This window comes from Rathayibacter sp. AY1C6 (assembly GCF_002931535.1).
In the GTDB taxonomy this organism is placed as follows: domain Bacteria; phylum Actinomycetota; class Actinomycetes; order Actinomycetales; family Microbacteriaceae; genus Rathayibacter.
This window is the reverse complement of sequence record NZ_PSWC01000020.1, coordinates 19,860-34,997: the sequence shown is the minus strand read 5'-3', so window position 1 is coordinate 34,997 and position 15,138 is coordinate 19,860. Positions and strand designations below refer to the sequence as shown.

Here is a 15,138-nt window from a genome sequence, read left to right as displayed (position 1 = left end):
GCCTCCCGGATCGATCCGACCGGGCCGGGCGCGGAGCCCCGCCGTCCCGCCGCCGCGGCAGACTGGTCGGATGCAGGAACGCACCGGCCGCCGACGCGGAGACGACTCCGAGCACCCCCGCGCCGTGCTCGCCAGCGGGTACACCGCGCGGATCGAGCCCGACCGCCACTCGCCCGAGGCGGCGACCCTGGTCGTCGACGGCACTCCGCAGTCGCACGTCGACCTCGCGGATCCGACGCACCTCTCGTTCGAGTACGTCCGCCGGATCGGCCACGCGATCGACCTCGTCGCCCCCGAGGGCGAGAGCGTCACGGCGCTCCACCTGGGCGCCGGAGCGCTGACCCTCCCCCGCTACGTCGCCGCGACCCGGCCGGGCTCGCGCCAGCAGGTCGTCGAGATCGAGGGCGCTCTGGTCGAGCTGGTGCGCGAGGCGCTCCCGCTCCCCCGCGGGGCGCAGATCCGCATCCGCCAGGGCGACGCCCGCGAGGTGCTCGGCAAGCTGCCGCCCGGGCTGCGCGGCACGGTCGACGTGGTCGTCGTCGACATCTTCTCGGGCGCGCGCACTCCCGCGCACGTGACCAGCGCCGAGTTCTACGGGGCGATCGCGCCGCTGCTCGCCCCCGGCGGCCTGGTCGCGGTGAACGTGGCCGACGGCGGCGCGCTCGCCTTCGCCCGCGCCCAGGCCGCGACGCTCGCCTCCGTCTTCGCGCACACCGCGATCATGACCGACACCCAGATGCTCAAGGCCAAGCGCTTCGGGAACGTGGTGATGCTCGCCTCGGCCGATCCGCTGCCGCTCGACGGCCTGCCGCGGCGCCTCGCCTCCGACCCCGCCCCCTCCAAGCTGGTGCAGGGGCGGGAGCTCGAGAACTTCATCGCCGGCGCCCTCGTCGTCACGGACGCGACCGCCACCCCGTCGCCGCTGCCGGCGCGGAGCATCTTCCAGGTGCGACGGGGCTGATCCGGGCCGCGCGTCGGGGCGCCGTCCGGGGACCCGCCGGTACACTCGACGCCGGGGTCAGCGACCCCGACCGTCCTCTCGTCCGCCGCGCGCGACGACCCGGATCCGCACTCCACGAGGAAGCATCGCCCTGAGCATCATCATCCGCCACGACCCCGCGACCCTCCACGAGGAGATCGACGTCGACGCCGCCCAGGAGCGCCTGGAGGAGATCGGCGCGCTGCGCAGCCTCGCCGCGCTCACCGAGAAGGCGGAGCTGCTGCGCCTGCTCGGGCGCGTCGACGAGGCGTGGGACCTCGCGAACGAGGCCGTCCGCCGCACCCGCTTCTCCGGCGACCGCGCCGAGCTGCTCACCGCCCGCGTCCGCCGCGCCCGCCTCATGCAGCTGCGGGGCCGCACCGACGAGGCCCTCTCGGAGCTCGCGCTCTGCGTCGAGGAGGCGCGCACGCACGAGTGGCACCTCGAGCACTCCTTCGCGCTCAAGCACCGCGGCCTCACCTTCTTCGAGCTGGGCGAGTACGGCCGGGCCATGCGCGACTTCGACGCCGCGACCGCGCTCGGCGAGCGCGTCGGGGTCCCCGAGGAGGAGCTCGAGGTCGCGCGCCTGGGCTACGCCGCCGCCTCCGAGTTCCAGGACGGGACCGACCGCGAAGCCCGCACCGACGGCACCGCCCGCGGCCGCCGCCGCGCCGACGGCGACGAGTCCTAGGAAGCGCCACCGGTGGCCGACCTCGAGGACGTGGCCCGCTGGGCCGACGCGCTGATCGAGGAGCACCTCGACCCCTCCTGGTCCTTCGCGCTCGACCACGCGCGCACCCGCGGCGGCGCCTGCCACTGGACGCGCCGCCGAATCACGGTCTCGCGCCACCTCGCCGCCCGCTGGAGCGACGAGGAGGTCCGGCAGACACTCCTGCACGAGGTCGCTCACGCGCTCGCGGGGCCCGACGCCGGGCACGGACCGCAGTGGCGGCGGATCGCGGCGCGGCTCGGCTACACGGGATCGCGCACCCACAGCAACCCGACCGCGGACGAGCTCGCGCCGTGGGTCGGCACCTGCCCGGGCGGACACCTCTTCTACCGCCATCGCCGGCCCACCCGGCCCCTGGCCTGCGGCCGCTGCGCGCGCCGGTTCGAGGCCGCGAACGCGATCCAGTGGCGGCGCCGACCGGTCCCGGCGCCGTGACCGCGGACGAGGCCCCGCACGGCGGGCGCACGCCGGTCACCGGGCAGTGGCTCCCCGAGGCCGACGGCCGGCGCTGGTGGTTCGACTCCGGAAGCCTCGCACTCGACTTCGCCACGACGGGAGCACTGCCTCCGGGAGCGGCCGAGCACCTCGACTCCGACGCCGCCCTGGCCGCCTGGCTCGCCGAGCGCTTCGAGGCGGTCGGCCCCGAGAGCCGGGACGCGCGCCTGGACGACGCGCTGATGCTCCGAGGCGCGATCGCCCGGCTGGCCGTCGCGGCCGAGGCCGGCACCGCGCTCGACCCGCGCGACGTCGACGTGGTCAACCTGGTCGCGGCGATGCCCGACATCCCACCGGTGCTGGGCGGAGGGTCGCGGCAGGCAGGACGGCTCCACGCGGCGGGCAGGCAGGCGCTCGCGTCCATCGCCCGGGAGGCCGTGGGGCTGCTGGGCCCGGCCGTGGCCGGACGGCTGAGGCGCTGCGCGGATCCGGAGTGCCGGATGCTCTACCTCGACACGTCCCGCGCCGGCTCGCGCCGCTGGTGCTCGATGCAGCGCTGCGGGAACCGGTCGAAGGTCCGGGCGTACCGGGCGCGCGCCGCTGCCCCGCGCGGCTGACGCACCGCCGCGGCACCGGGAGCGGCACCGCGGCGGGACGGGTCAGTCGGAGACGCGGACCGAGCGGTCGAAGGCGACGTAGCCCGAGAAGTCCTTGCCGACGCGGTCGAACGCCGTCGGGTAGGGGTGCGGGTACGACCAGGCCTTGTCCTTCTGCAGGCCGTCGCCGGTCTGCACCGAGAAGTACTGGCACTCGCCCTTCCACGGGCAGGTGTAGGGCGTGGGGCTCTCGACGAGCACGCCCTCGGCGATGCTCGACGGCGGGAAGTACCAGTTGCCCTCGATCGAGATCAGGTCGGAGTCGAGGGCGTCGGCGAGGACGACGTCGTTGAGGACGGCTTTCATGCGGGCCAGCTTTCGGTCGGGGCGGGGGGCGGAGGGACCGCCTCCGCCGAACGCTACGCCGGGGGCGGGCGAGTGGTCGAGGCGGCGGCTCGGATCCGCAGGGGCTTGTGCGCTCCGCGGACGCCCTGCACCGCTCGGAGGCCGCGCCCGCCGGAGCGGCGGGTCAGCGGAGGACCGCCACCTCGTCGACGGCGTCGACCCGGGCGGCGGCGCGGACCTCGTCCGCCCTCCCCTCGGCGGCGAGCAGGCGGCCGGACTCGGACGCGGTGAGCAGATGCGCGCACGCCCGGCGCAGGCCCTCGTAGGACGCGCAGGCCACCGCGGCCTCGGGCGAGACGTGGTCGATGCCCAGCCCGATGAGCGCGTCGACGACGGCGCCGGCCGCCAGCTGGTCCTCCATCGCGAACCGCGCCGCTCCGCTGTCGTCGACGTCGCCGAGTGCGATCACGTTGACGCTGGTGCGCCCGCCGTTCTCGTGCTGGCGCTCCAGGATCCAGCGGGCGACGGCCGAGCGGTCGGCCAGGCCCGCGCGGACGACGCGGCCCTCCACTCCCCCGAGGTCGGGGCTCTCGCCTCCGGGCAGAGCGTCGACGAGCACCGTGACGTGGGCGGGGGCGAGCACGCGGAGGGCGCGGGCCCCCCACTCGAAGCGGATCTGGTAGGTCGACTGGTCGACGGAGGCGGCGGGAGCGGTCACCCTGACACGGTAGCGAGCCCCGGAGGCGCATACACGTCCGGGGCTCCGCGCGCACCCGGTTCCCGCGCAGGGGCGGGCGGAGGAGGATGTCCCTCGTGAAGGTGATGCTCAAGCACGTGCTCGACACCGACGCCGACTCCGCCTGGCGCGCCCTGCAGAGTCCGGCCGTGTTCCGGGAGGTGATGTCCCCGCTCCTGACCGCCGCGTCGCTGGACGAGGGCGGCTTCCGCCCGACCTGGGGGCTCGGCTCCCACGAGGTCGCGATGGACGCCCTCGGGATCGTGCCGATGGGCGCGCAGGAGATCGACCTCTCCTACCGCCGCGTCCCCTCGATGCCCGACGTGCGGATCCTGCGCGACAGCGGCGGGCCCCTCACGGGCTCCCTCCGCCTCATCACCGCGTGGGACCACCGCATGGCCGTGGCCCCGCTCCCTGACGGGCGCACGCTCTTCCGCGACCGCCTCGAGTTCTCGGCGGGTCTCGCCTCGGCCGCGCTCTGGCCTTCGATGTGGGCGTTCTGGCAGTGGCGCGGCATCCGCATCCGCTCCCTCGCCCCGTCCTGGCGCCACGATCTCGGTGCCGACACCCGCCCGCGCGGGGAGTCCGCCGCATGAGCCCCGACGGCGTCGCCGAGGAGGAGACCGAGCTGTCGCGCTCGGAGCTCCTGCGCCTCCAGTGGCCCTCCGCCGACGAGGAGGAGCAGGACGACGACGACGTCTCGCCCCGCCGCCGCCTCACGAACGCGGTCGAGGTGTCGGACTGGCGCCGCCACGTCCAGGCCCTCTACGCGGAGGTGCGCCGGCTCTCGAACGTGGACCTGCTCGCCGCGCACGCGTCCTGGATCCGCGGGCGCAACGCGCTCTTCGCGCAGCACCCCTCCACCCCCCTCCTCCCGGCCGACCGTGCGCACTTCCGCTCGCTGCCGATCGCGCCCTACGACGCGGCCTGGCGCTTCGAGCTCGAGGTGGCCCCCGCCGAGGATGCGCGGCGGATGGACGTGGAGACCGGCACCGACGGCACCGTCCCCTTCGAGCTGATCGGCACGGTCGAGGTGCCGGACGCCGGCAGCCTCGACGTCTGGCGCCTGGCGTCCTACGGCGGAGGCCTGTTCCTGCCGGTCAAGGACGCCCTCGCGGGGACACCCGGCGGCACCTACGGCGGCGGCCGCTACCTCCTGGACACCGTGAAGGGCGCCGACCTCGGCCCGGGCTCCGCCCCGGGGACGCTGGCGCTCGACTTCAACTTCGCCTACAACCCCTCCTGCGCCTACGACCCGGCCTGGGCCTGCCCGCTCGCCCAGGCGGGCAACCGGCTGCCGGTCGAGGTGCCGGTCGGCGAGCGCTACCGGGGCTGACACCGACCCTGGACGTTCTCGGAGGGGCGGCCGATAGCCTCCGGGCGGCGCCGTCGTGCGCCGGAAAGCAGGAAAGCCGCATGCCCCGTCCCGTCCTCCTCGTCACCGGAACCTCCACCGGCATCGGCCGCGCCACCGCGATCGAGGCCGCGCGCGCGGGCTGGCGGGTGGTCGCCACCGTGCGGGATCCGGAGCGGGCGGAGGGCCTGCGCGCCGCCGCCGCCGAGGCCCGCGTCGAGCTCGACCTGCGGGCGCTCGACCTGACCGACGCGGACTCCGTCGCCGGCTGCCTCCGCGCCGTGGAGGAGGAGCTCGGCGGTCTCGACGCCCTCGTGAACAACGCCGGAGCCGGCCACCTCGGCACCCTCGAGCTGGAGGATCCGGAGGAGCTGCGCCGCGTGATGGAGGTCAACTTCTTCGGCACCGTCGCGGTCACCCGCGCCGCGCTGCCGATGCTGCGCTCGTCCCGCGGCCGCATCGTCACCGTCTCGAGCGTCGGCGGCGCGATCGGGCAGCCGTTCAACGAGGACTACTGCGCGGCGAAGTTCGCGGTCGAGGGGTTCTTCGAGGCGCTCGCCCCGGTCGCCGCCTCCGTCGGCGTCCACGTGTCGCTGATCGAGCCGGGAGCGGTCCGCAGCAGCTTCGTCGAGAACGTCGGCATCGACGCGGCGGCGATGCTCGCGCAGGCCGGCCCCTACTCGCCGGCGCTCGGCGCCTACCTCGACCGCGCCGCGTCGTCCTTCTCCTCGACCCACGCGCAGGACCCGTCCGACGTCGCCGCCGTCATCCTGAAGACCCTGCGCGACCCGGAGCCGGCCTTCCGCGTGCAGACCTCGGACTGGGCGGGCGACTTCGTCGGGACCAAGCTGAGCGACCGCGACGGCTCCCGCGTGCAGGCCGCGATGCGCGGATGGATCGGCATCCACTAGAGTGGGATGGTGTGAGCGCAGCGACTGCGCTCCCCCGCGTCGTAGAACGCCCCTTGTCCCCTAGGACTCTGACCGTCGAGGATCCGTCCCGACCATCTGGCGCACGTGCATGAGGCCACCGGCCGCGCGCACCGAATCGTACGGCGAACGGATGTGACCACCGTCACCTTCGCCCGAACGCCGATCACCCGCGCCCCGGCCACCGCCCGCGCGTCCTCGATCGGCATGATGCCCCCGAAAGGCACCAGTCCATGTCGAACAGCCCCCTCTCCTTCAGCGCCCTCGGCGTGCCGGCCCCCCTCGTGGCCGCGCTCACCGCGAGCGGCATCACCGAGCCCTTCCCGATCCAGGTCGACACGCTGCCTGACACCCTCGGCGGACGCGACGTCCTCGGCCGCGGCAAGACCGGCTCCGGCAAGACCCTCGCCTTCTCCATCCCGATGATCGCCCGACTCGGCGGCTCGCTCGCCGGCGGACGCCGCCGCCCCGGCCGCCCGCTCGGACTCGTCCTCGCGCCGACCCGCGAGCTCGCCACGCAGATCACCGCCGCGATGCAGCCCCTCGCCGACGCGTACGGCATCGTCACCACCACGATCTTCGGAGGCGTCTCGCAGCAGCGCCAGGTCGCCGCGCTCAAGCAGGGCGTCGACATCGTCGTGGCCTGCCCGGGCCGCCTCGAGGACCTGATGAAGCAGGGCTTCGTGAACCTCGACGCCGTCGAGATCACCGTCCTCGACGAGGCCGACCACATGGCCGACCTCGGCTTCCTGCCGGTCGTCACGCGCATCCTCGACAAGACCCCCCGCGGCGGGCAGCGCCTGCTGTTCTCCGCGACGCTCGACAACGGCGTGGACAAGCTGGTCAAGAAGTACCTCCAGAACGAGGTGCTCCACTCGGTCGACGAGGCCAACTCGCCCGTCGCGCTGATGACCCACCACGTGTTCGAGGTCGACGGCCTCGACGCCAAGAACGCTCTCGTGAAGACGCTCGCGTCCGGCACCGGCCGCCGCATCCTCTTCATGCGCACCAAGCACCACGCGAAGAAGCTCGCCAAGCAGCTCACCGGCCAGGGCATCCCCGCGGTCGACCTGCACGGCAACCTCTCGCAGGTCGCCCGCGACCGGAACCTCGCCGCGTTCGGCGCCGGCACCGTCAAGGTCCTCGTCGCCACCGACGTCGCCGCCCGCGGCGTGCACGTCGACGACGTCGAGCTCGTCATCCACGTCGACCCGCCGATGGAGCACAAGGCGTACCTGCACCGCTCGGGCCGCACCGCCCGCGCCGGCAGCGAGGGAGACGTCGTCACCGTCGTCCTGCCCACGCAGCGCAGCGACGTGAAGACCCTCCTCCGCAAGGCCGCGATCCAGGTCGCGCCCCAGCAGGTGACGGCCGACTCGGCCGCCGTCGCGAAGCTCGTCGGCGACGTCGCTCCGTACGTCACCCCCAGCGCCGTCGTCGAGCCCGTCCGCAGCCAGTCACAGGGCGGACGCTCGCAGGGCGCCAACGCGCAGCGCAAGCGCGCGGCCCGCACCGAGGGCACCGCCGCACCCCGCGGCGGACGCTCGACGGGTGCCGCGACCGGCGGAGGCGACCGCCCCCGCCGCGACCGCACCGCCGCCGAGGGACCCGCCCGCGGCGGCGCCCGCGGAGGCCGCAGCCGCTCGGCCGCCGGTGCCCCCTCGACCTCGGGCGGATCGCGCTCGTTCTACAGCACCGCGACCGGCGGAGCGGCCTCGGCCGCTCCCGCCCGCGAGTCCGCCGGCGGCGGCGCCCGCCGCGGCGGCCGCCGCGCGCAGGGCTGAGTCCGATTGTGCGCCGCGGAGCGGCGCACCGCGGTCGGCTTCAAGCACGGTTGCGATACGCAGAGCATGTCGCGACCGGGGGCTGAGCGTTCGGTGATCGCACCTCAGCGCTCGTCCTGATCAGGACGCCGACATCACGAAGGGCCGGGGCCCGCGACTACTGGTCGCGGGCCCCGGCCCTTCGTCGTTCCCGCTTCACCTCTTCGAGCGGAGTCCCGCGCAGGGGCGCCGCCTCTCCTCGCCCGGTCACAGAGGTCCCGTGGTTGCCGGATCCACGAGCCGAACGGCCGAGTCGCGTGCCGGCGAATCGGTCCAGGCGGACGCACGATGCTCCAGCCGGCCTGCTGTCCCTGCGAGCCGACCGCGGCGCGCCGCTATCGGCGCAGGAAGCACCGCGGCCGATCCGCGCCGCTAGGACAGGCGGCCGACGGAAGCGAGCGCGGCGCGGATCAGCGCGCCCCGCCCGCCCTCCATCTCGGCGGAGATCGCGTCGGAGCAGGCCTCGTCGGGGGTCATCCAGGTGAGCTCGAGGGCGTCCTGGCGGGGGTCGCAGGTGCCGGTGACGGGGACGACGTAGGCGAGGGAGACCGCGTGCTGGCGGTCGTCGGTGAACGGTCCCATGCCGGGCATCGGGAAGTACTCGGCGACGTGGAAGGGGAGCGGGCTCGCCGGGAGGAGGGGGAAGGCCATCGGGCCGAGATCCTTCTCGAGGTGGCGGAACAGCGCGTCGCGCAGCGTCTCGCCGTACATCACGCGGCCCGAGACGATCGTGCGGGTGATCTGGCCGGAGGGGGTCGCGCGCAGGAGCACGCCGACCTCGGTGACCTGCCCGAGCCCGTCGACCCGGACGGGCACGGCCTCCACGTACAGCAGCGGGAGCCGCCGGCGGATCTCGGCGAGTTCGTCGTCGGACAGCCACCCGGAGTTCGGGTCAGGGGTGCGCACGCTCATGCAGCCATTCTCACCCTTCGCGGCTGGTGTTCCGACCGGCGGCGGCGATCCCGCACTCAGGGGGATGATGGTGCGATGGGAATCGACGCGAACGCGGTGCTGTGGTCCTCCTCCGAGCGCGACCGCGTCGGCAGGCCCCTCCTGGTGCTGCTGCACGGCTACGGCTCGCACGAGGGGGACCTGTTCTCGCTCGGCGCCTACCTGCCGCTGGAGCCGGTCCTCGCGTCCCTCCGGGCGCCTCTCGCCCTGGGCGGCGGGGCGAACGCGTGGTGGCCCCTCCGTGTCCCGCTGGTGCCGGACGAGCCGCGGGCCGATCCCGAGGCCGTCGAAGCGGCGGCGGCGGGGGTGATCGAGTGGCTCGACGGTTTGGAGCACCCGGGCCCGGTGGGGCTGCTGGGCTTCTCCCAGGGCGCCGCGCTGGCGGTGCAGCTGCTGCGGCGCGCGCCGGGCCGCTTCGCCTTCGCGGTCGCCCTGTCCGGGTTCGTGGTCCCGCTCGCCGAGGGCGACGACGCGGACGAGCGGCTCGCCCGCGAGCGTCCGCCGGTGTTCTGGGGCCGCGGGACGCTCGACACGGTGATCCCGGAGGAGCTCGTGCGGGACGCGGCGGCCTGGTTCCCGGAGCACACGTCGCTCGACGCCCGGGTCTACGAGGGCGTCGCCCACGGAGTCGGGCAGGCCGAGCTCGCCGACATCGGCACGTTCGTGCGTCTCGGCTTCGCCTGACGGACGGGCTCCCCCGCGTCAAGGGCTCGCCCCCGGGCCGCGGCCCCGGCAATGTCGGAGGTGGCAGGGAGGATGGATGCATGCCGGACGTCCTCGAGCGCTTCTCCCCCGCCACGCGCGCGTGGTTCGAGGGCGCGTTCCCGGCGCCGACCGCCGCCCAGGAGGGCGCCTGGTCGGCCATCTCGAGTGGAGCGCACGCCCTCGTGGTCGCTCCCACCGGCTCCGGCAAGACGCTCTCGGCCTTCCTCTGGGCGATCGACCGGCTCGTGCAGGGCCCGCCGCCGGAGGATCCGCAGCACCGCACGCGCGTGCTCTACGTCTCGCCGCTGAAGGCTCTCGGCGTCGACGTCGAGCGCAACCTCCGCTCGCCGCTCGTCGGCGTCACCCAGACGGCGCTGCGGCTGAGCGCCGAGGGCATCGGCAGCGCGCCGGCCACGGTCACCGTCGGGGTGCGGTCGGGAGACACGCCCGCCGCCGAGCGGCGCGTGCTGCAGAAGACGCCGCCGGACATCCTGATCACGACCCCCGAGTCGCTCTACCTCATGCTCACCTCGGCGGCGCGCGAGTCGCTCCGCGGCGTCGAGACGGTCATCGTCGACGAGGTCCACGCGGTCGCGTCGACCAAGCGCGGGGCGCACCTCGCCGTCTCCCTCGAGCGGCTCGACGCCCTGCTCCCGAAGCCGGTGCAGCGCATCGGCCTCTCGGCGACGGTGCGTCCGCGCGAGGAGGTGGCCCGGTTCCTCGCCGGCCGCTCCCCGGTCGCGATCGTGGCTCCGGCGTCCGAGAAGCAGTGGGACCTCAGCGTCGTCGTCCCGGTCGAGGACATGTCCGAGCTGGGGACGGCGGCTCCGCAGGACGGATCGACGATGGGGGCCACCGGTCCGCAGAGCGGGTCGATCTGGCCGCACGTCGAGGAGTCGATCGTCGACCGGGTCCTCGCGCACACCTCCTCCATCGTCTTCGCGAACTCCCGCCGCCTCGCCGAGCGGCTGACCGCCCGGCTCAACGAGATCTACGCCGAGCGCCGCGAGCTCGCCGCGGAGCGGGCGCGCGAGGCGGGCGAGCCCGTCGCCGTCGGGGCCCTGCTCGCCGAGGCGGCCTCCTCCTCCGTCCGCCGCTCCCCGGCCGAGGCGATGGGAGCGGCCGGGGGCACGAGCGGCAGCGGGCAGTCCGCGCCCGACGAGGAGCCGCTGCTCGCACGCGCCCACCACGGCTCGGTGAGCAAGGAGCAGCGCGCGATCATCGAGGACGACCTGAAGTCCGGCCGCCTGCGCTGCGTGGTCGCGACCTCGAGTCTCGAGCTGGGGATCGACATGGGCGCGGTCGACCTCGTCGTCCAGGTCGAGACGCCGCCCTCGGTCGCGAGCGCCCTGCAGCGCGTGGGTCGAGCCGGCCACCAGGTCGGCGAGGTCTCGCGCGGGTCCTTCTACCCCAAGCACCGGGCCGACCTTCTCCACTCCGCCGTGACGACGGAGCGGATGCGCTCGGGCCTGATCGAGGCGATCGCCGTCCCCGCGAACCCGCTCGACATCCTCGCGCAGCAGACCGTCGCCGCGACGGCCCTCGAGAGCCTCGACGTGGACGACTGGTTCGACACCGTCCGCCGCAGCGCCCCGTTCGTGTCCCTGCCCCGCTCCGCCTACGAGGCGACCCTCGACCTGCTCTCGGGCCGCTACCCCTCCGACCAGTTCGCGGAGCTGCGGCCGCGCCTCGTCTGGGACCGCGACGCGAACACGCTCACCGGCCGGCCCGGCGCCCAGCGCCTCGCCGTCACCAGCGGCGGCACCATCCCCGACCGCGGGCTCTTCGGCGTGTTCATGGTCGGCGAGCCGGGCTCGACCGGCAATCGCGTCGGCGAGCTCGACGAGGAGATGGTCTACGAGTCCCGCGTCGGCGACGTCTTCGCGCTCGGAGCCACCAGCTGGCGCATCCAGGAGATCACCTACGACCGCGTGATCGTGACGCCGGCGTTCGGTGAGCCCGGGCGCCTCCCGTTCTGGAAGGGCGACTCGCAGGGGCGCCCCGCCGAGCTCGGCGAGGCGATCGGGGCGTTCACCCGCGAGGTGGGCGCCGCCGCCCCCGAGACGGCCCGCGAGCGCTGCACGGCGGCCGGGCTCGACGAGTACGCGACCAACAACCTCCTCTCCTTCCTCGACGAGCAGCGCCTGGCCACCGGGCAGATCCCGGACGACCGCACCCTCGTGCTCGAGCGCTTCCGCGACGAGCTGGGCGACTGGCGGCTGGTGCTGCACTCCCCGTACGGGATGCAGGTGCACTCGCCGTGGGCGCTCGCCATCGGCGCTCGCGTCCGCGAGCGGCACGGGGTCGACGGAGCGGCGATGGCCGGGGACGACGGCATCGTCGTGCGGATCCCCGACACGGAGTCGGAGCCGCCGGGCTCCGAGCTGTTCCTGTTCGAGCGCGAGGAGCTGGAGCAGCTGGTCACGAGCGAGGTCGGCGGCTCCGCCCTCTTCGCCGCCCGGTTCCGCGAGTGCGCGGCGCGGGCGCTCCTGCTCCCGAGGTACAACCCGGGCAAGCGCTCCCCGCTCTGGCAGCAGCGGCAGCGGGCGGCGCAGCTGCTCGACGTCGCCCGCACCTACCCGACCTTCCCGATCATCCTCGAGACCGTCCGCGAGTGCCTCCAGGACGTCTACGACCTGCCCGCGCTGCTCCGGCTCGCCGCACGGCTGGACGGGCGCGAGCTGCGGATCCTCGAGGTCGAGACGCCGACCGCCAGTCCGTTCGCGCGGTCCATGCTCTTCGGCTACGTCGCTGCCTTCATGTACGAGGGCGACAGCCCGCTCGCCGAGCGCCGCGCGGCGGCGCTCTCGGTCGACGCGACGCTCCTCGGCGAGCTGCTCGGCCGGGCGGAGCTGCGCGAGCTGCTCGACCCGGCCGTCCTCGCGCAGATCGAGCGCGAGCTGCAGCGCGTCGAGCCCGAGCGCCGCCTCCGCGGGCTCGAGGGCGCCGCCGACCTGCTCCGGCTGCTCGGCCCGCTGACGCTCGACGAGCTCGGGGAGCGCCTGGTCGACGAATCGGTCGCCTCGGCGGACGTCGCGAAGGCGCCCGCGATCGAGCGCGCGGTGCTCGAGGCCGACGTGGCCGCGCTCGTGAAGGCCAAGCGCGTCCTGCCCGTGGGCCTCGGCGGTGAGCAGCGGTACGCCGCGATGGAGGACGCCTCCCGGCTCCGCGACGCTCTCGGCGTGCCCCTGCCGATCGGCGTCCCCGTCGCCTTCATCGACCCCGTCCGCGATCCGCTCGGCGACCTCGTCGCCCGCTACGCGCGCACCCACGGCCCCTTCACCGCCGCCGCCGTCGCCACCCGCCTGGGCCTCGGCGTCGCGGTCGTCACCGACACCCTGCGCCGCCTCGCGGGCGAGCGCCGCGTCTCGGAGGGCGAGTTCCGCCCCACAGGCACCGGGACCGAGTGGTGCGATGCCGAGGTGCTGCGCCGCCTGCGCAGCCGCTCTCTCGCCGCGCTCCGCAAGGAGGTGGAGCCGGTGGACGCGGCCGCGTACGCCCGCTTCCTCCCCGCCTGGCAGCACGTCGGCGGCTCGCTCCGCGGTATCGACGGCGTGGCCTCCGTGATCGACCAGCTGGCCGGCGCGCCCATCCCCGCGTCCGCCTGGGAGTCGCTGATCCTGCCCGCCCGGGTGCGCGACTACTCCCCCGCGATGCTCGACGAGCTCACCGCGACCGGCGAGGTCCTCTGGGCCGGCGCGGGCACCCTGCCCGGCAACGACGGCTGGGTGAGCCTCCATCTCGCCGACACGGCAGGGCTGACCCTCCCCGTCCCCGCCGCCGAGTCCGTGACCCTGACCGAGCTTCAGCAGGAGATCGTCGGCGTGCTCGGCTCGGGCGGCGGCTACTTCTTCCGCCAGCTCTCCGACGCGGTCGGCTCCACCGACGACGCGGGCCTCGTCGAGGCCCTGTGGGAGCTGGTCTGGGCCGGGCTCGTCACGAACGACACCCTGGCGCCGCTGCGCACCCTCGTCGGCTCGACCGGCGGCGCGCACCGCCAGCCGCGCGCCCCCGCCCGCGCCCGCGCGCCCCGGGGCCGGATGACCGCCCGCCCCACGATGGCCACCCGCGTGGGGCCGCCGACCGCCGGCGGCCGCTGGTCGATCGTGCCGCTCGCGGAGTCGGACGCGACGATCCGCGGGCACGCGCTCGGCGAGACGCTGCTCGAGCGGTACGGGATCGTCACCCGCGGCTCCGTGCAGGCCGAGGGCGTCCTGGGCGGCTTCGCCCTCGCCTACAAGGTGCTGAGCGGCTTCGAGCAGCAGGGCCGCGCCCGGAGGGGCTACTTCATCGAGAAGCTGGGAGCAGCGCAGTTCGGCACCGCCGGCAGCGTCGACCGGCTCCGCACGTTCGCCCCGCAGGACGAGGCGCAGGAGCGCTCACGTCCGGTGCTCGCGCTCGCGGCGACCGACCCCGCCAATCCGTTCGGCGCCGCTCTGCCGTGGCCGCAGGGCGAGGGGCACCGCCCCGGTCGGAAGGCCGGCGCGCTGGTCGCCGTCGTCGACGGAGCGCTCGCGGTCTACCTCGAGCGCGGCGGCAAGACCGCCCTCACCTTCACCGCCGACGAGGCGGCCCTCGCCGACGCGGCCGGCGCCCTCTCGCAGCTGGTCCGCTCCCGCGGGGTCGAGAAGCTGACCGTCGAGAAGATCGACGGCGTCTTCGCGCTCGGCACGCCCTTCGGCGACGCCCTCGTCGCCGCCGGCTTCGTCGCGAATCCGCGCGGCCTGAGGATGCGCTCGTGAGCGCCGGAGGGAGCCCGCGTGCCCGAGGGTGACACCGTCTACCGATCCGCCCACAACCTCGCCGAGGCGCTGGACGGCGAGGTCCTGACCCGGTGCGACGTCCGCGTGCCGAAGTACGCGACTGTCGACCTCACCGGCGAGACGATCGACGAGGTCGTCCCCCGCGGCAAGCACCTGCTGATGCGGGTCGGCGACGCGCTGATCCACTCCCACCTCAAGATGGAGGGGAGCTGGCACCTCTACGCCCGCGGCGGAGGCGAGCGGCCGAAGTGGCACCGGCCGGCGTTCCAGGCCCGGATCGTCCTCGAGACCGAGGACTGGCAGGCGGTCGGCTTCGAGCTCGGACTCCTCGAGATCGTCCCCCGCTCGGCCGAGGAGGACGTGGTCGGCTACCTCGGCCCCGATCCGCTCGGCGCCGACTGGGATGCGGACGAGGCGCTGCGGCGCCTGTCCGCCGATCCGGAGCGGCCGATCGGGCTCGCGCTGCTCGACCAGCGGATCATGGCCGGACTCGGCAACGTCTACCGCGCCGAGCTGTGCTTCCTGCGCGGCGTGCTGCCCACGCGCCCGGTCGGCGGGAGCGGCGACCTCGTGCGCACCATCGCGCTCGCGAAGCGGCTCATCACCATGAACCGCGAGCGGATCGAGCGCACGACGACCGGCAACCTGCGCCCGGGCCAGCAGCTCTGGGTCTACGGCCGCGACCGCAAGCCGTGCCGGCGCTGCGGCACTCCGATCGAGCGCGGTGAGCTCGGCGACGACGAGCTGCAGCTGCGGGTCACCTACTGGTGCCCGCACTGCCAGAGCTGAGGG

General features: G+C 74.9%; 14 protein-coding genes. 11 read left to right on the top strand and 3 right to left on the bottom strand.

All coding sequences use genetic code 11. The annotated features are described in order from the left end of the window. Window positions 1-70 precede the first annotated feature (70 nt). From C5D36_RS12450 to C5D36_RS12435, 4 genes are all read left to right on the top strand, one after another. Complete coding sequence (locus tag C5D36_RS12450) at window positions 71-961, top strand: spermidine synthase (RefSeq protein WP_104295960.1); 891 nt, start codon at window positions 71-73, stop codon at window positions 959-961. Between the two features lie 379 nt (window positions 962-1,340). After that, window positions 1,341-1,670, top strand: coding sequence for a hypothetical protein (locus C5D36_RS16915; RefSeq protein ID WP_181027192.1), 330 nt, complete (start codon window positions 1,341-1,343; stop codon window positions 1,668-1,670). Between the two features lie 12 nt (window positions 1,671-1,682). Beyond that, window positions 1,683-2,144, top strand: coding sequence for a SprT-like domain-containing protein (locus C5D36_RS12440; RefSeq protein ID WP_104263210.1), 462 nt, complete (start codon window positions 1,683-1,685; stop codon window positions 2,142-2,144). After that, complete coding sequence (locus C5D36_RS12435; RefSeq protein WP_104295971.1) at window positions 2,141-2,761, top strand: CGNR zinc finger domain-containing protein; 621 nt, start codon at window positions 2,141-2,143, stop codon at window positions 2,759-2,761. The genes C5D36_RS12440 and C5D36_RS12435 overlap by 4 nt, the downstream gene beginning before the upstream one ends. A gap of 42 nt (window positions 2,762-2,803) precedes the next feature. Here the strand turns inward: C5D36_RS12435 and C5D36_RS12430 are convergent, their stop codons facing one another. After that, window positions 2,804-3,106: a DUF427 domain-containing protein gene (locus C5D36_RS12430; protein WP_104295959.1), complete on the bottom strand. Its 303-nt coding sequence runs from the start codon at window positions 3,104-3,106 to the stop codon at window positions 2,804-2,806. 163 nt (window positions 3,107-3,269) lie between these two features. After that, window positions 3,270-3,803, bottom strand: a complete 534-nt coding sequence (locus tag C5D36_RS12425) for a 2-phosphosulfolactate phosphatase (RefSeq protein WP_104295958.1) — start codon at window positions 3,801-3,803, stop codon at window positions 3,270-3,272. A gap of 86 nt (window positions 3,804-3,889) precedes the next feature. Between C5D36_RS12425 and C5D36_RS12420 the strand changes: the two genes are divergently transcribed. The 4 genes from C5D36_RS12420 to C5D36_RS12405 all read left to right on the top strand — a co-directional run bounded on the left by C5D36_RS12420 (window position 3,890) and on the right by C5D36_RS12405 (window position 7,888). Beyond that, entirely contained in the window at window positions 3,890-4,417 is a 528-nt protein-coding gene (locus C5D36_RS12420; protein ID WP_244248113.1) for a hypothetical protein, read from the top strand. Continuing rightward, complete coding sequence (locus C5D36_RS12415; RefSeq protein WP_104295957.1) at window positions 4,414-5,157, top strand: DUF1684 domain-containing protein; 744 nt, start codon at window positions 4,414-4,416, stop codon at window positions 5,155-5,157. The genes C5D36_RS12420 and C5D36_RS12415 overlap by 4 nt, the downstream gene beginning before the upstream one ends. 80 nt (window positions 5,158-5,237) lie before the next feature. Further along, window positions 5,238-6,086 carry an SDR family oxidoreductase gene (locus C5D36_RS12410; protein WP_104250888.1) on the top strand — a complete coding sequence of 283 codons (849 nt, stop codon included), beginning with the start codon at window positions 5,238-5,240 and terminating at the stop codon, window positions 6,084-6,086. A gap of 251 nt (window positions 6,087-6,337) precedes the next feature. After that, entirely contained in the window at window positions 6,338-7,888 is a 1,551-nt protein-coding gene (locus tag C5D36_RS12405) for a DEAD/DEAH box helicase (RefSeq protein WP_104295956.1), read from the top strand. A gap of 411 nt (window positions 7,889-8,299) precedes the next feature. Here the strand turns inward: C5D36_RS12405 and C5D36_RS12400 are convergent, their stop codons facing one another. Next, complete coding sequence (locus tag C5D36_RS12400; RefSeq protein WP_104225113.1) at window positions 8,300-8,839, bottom strand: NUDIX hydrolase family protein; 540 nt, start codon at window positions 8,837-8,839, stop codon at window positions 8,300-8,302. Window positions 8,840-8,914: 75 nt separating this feature from the next. On the opposite strand from C5D36_RS12400, the gene C5D36_RS12395 reads away from it, so the two are divergent. The 3 genes from C5D36_RS12395 (at window position 8,915) to C5D36_RS12385 (ending at window position 15,135) form a co-directional block, all read left to right on the top strand. Continuing rightward, window positions 8,915-9,562 carry an alpha/beta hydrolase gene (locus C5D36_RS12395; RefSeq protein ID WP_104295955.1) on the top strand — a complete coding sequence of 216 codons (648 nt, stop codon included), beginning with the start codon at window positions 8,915-8,917 and terminating at the stop codon, window positions 9,560-9,562. Window positions 9,563-9,642: 80 nt separating this feature from the next. Further along, entirely contained in the window at window positions 9,643-14,325 is a 4,683-nt protein-coding gene (locus C5D36_RS12390) for an ATP-dependent helicase (RefSeq protein ID WP_104295954.1), read from the top strand. 18 nt (window positions 14,326-14,343) lie between these two features. Continuing rightward, a complete protein-coding gene (locus C5D36_RS12385) occupies window positions 14,344-15,135 on the top strand; it encodes a DNA-formamidopyrimidine glycosylase family protein (RefSeq protein ID WP_104295953.1) in 792 nt (263 codons plus the stop codon). Window positions 15,136-15,138: the final 3 nt, after the last annotated feature.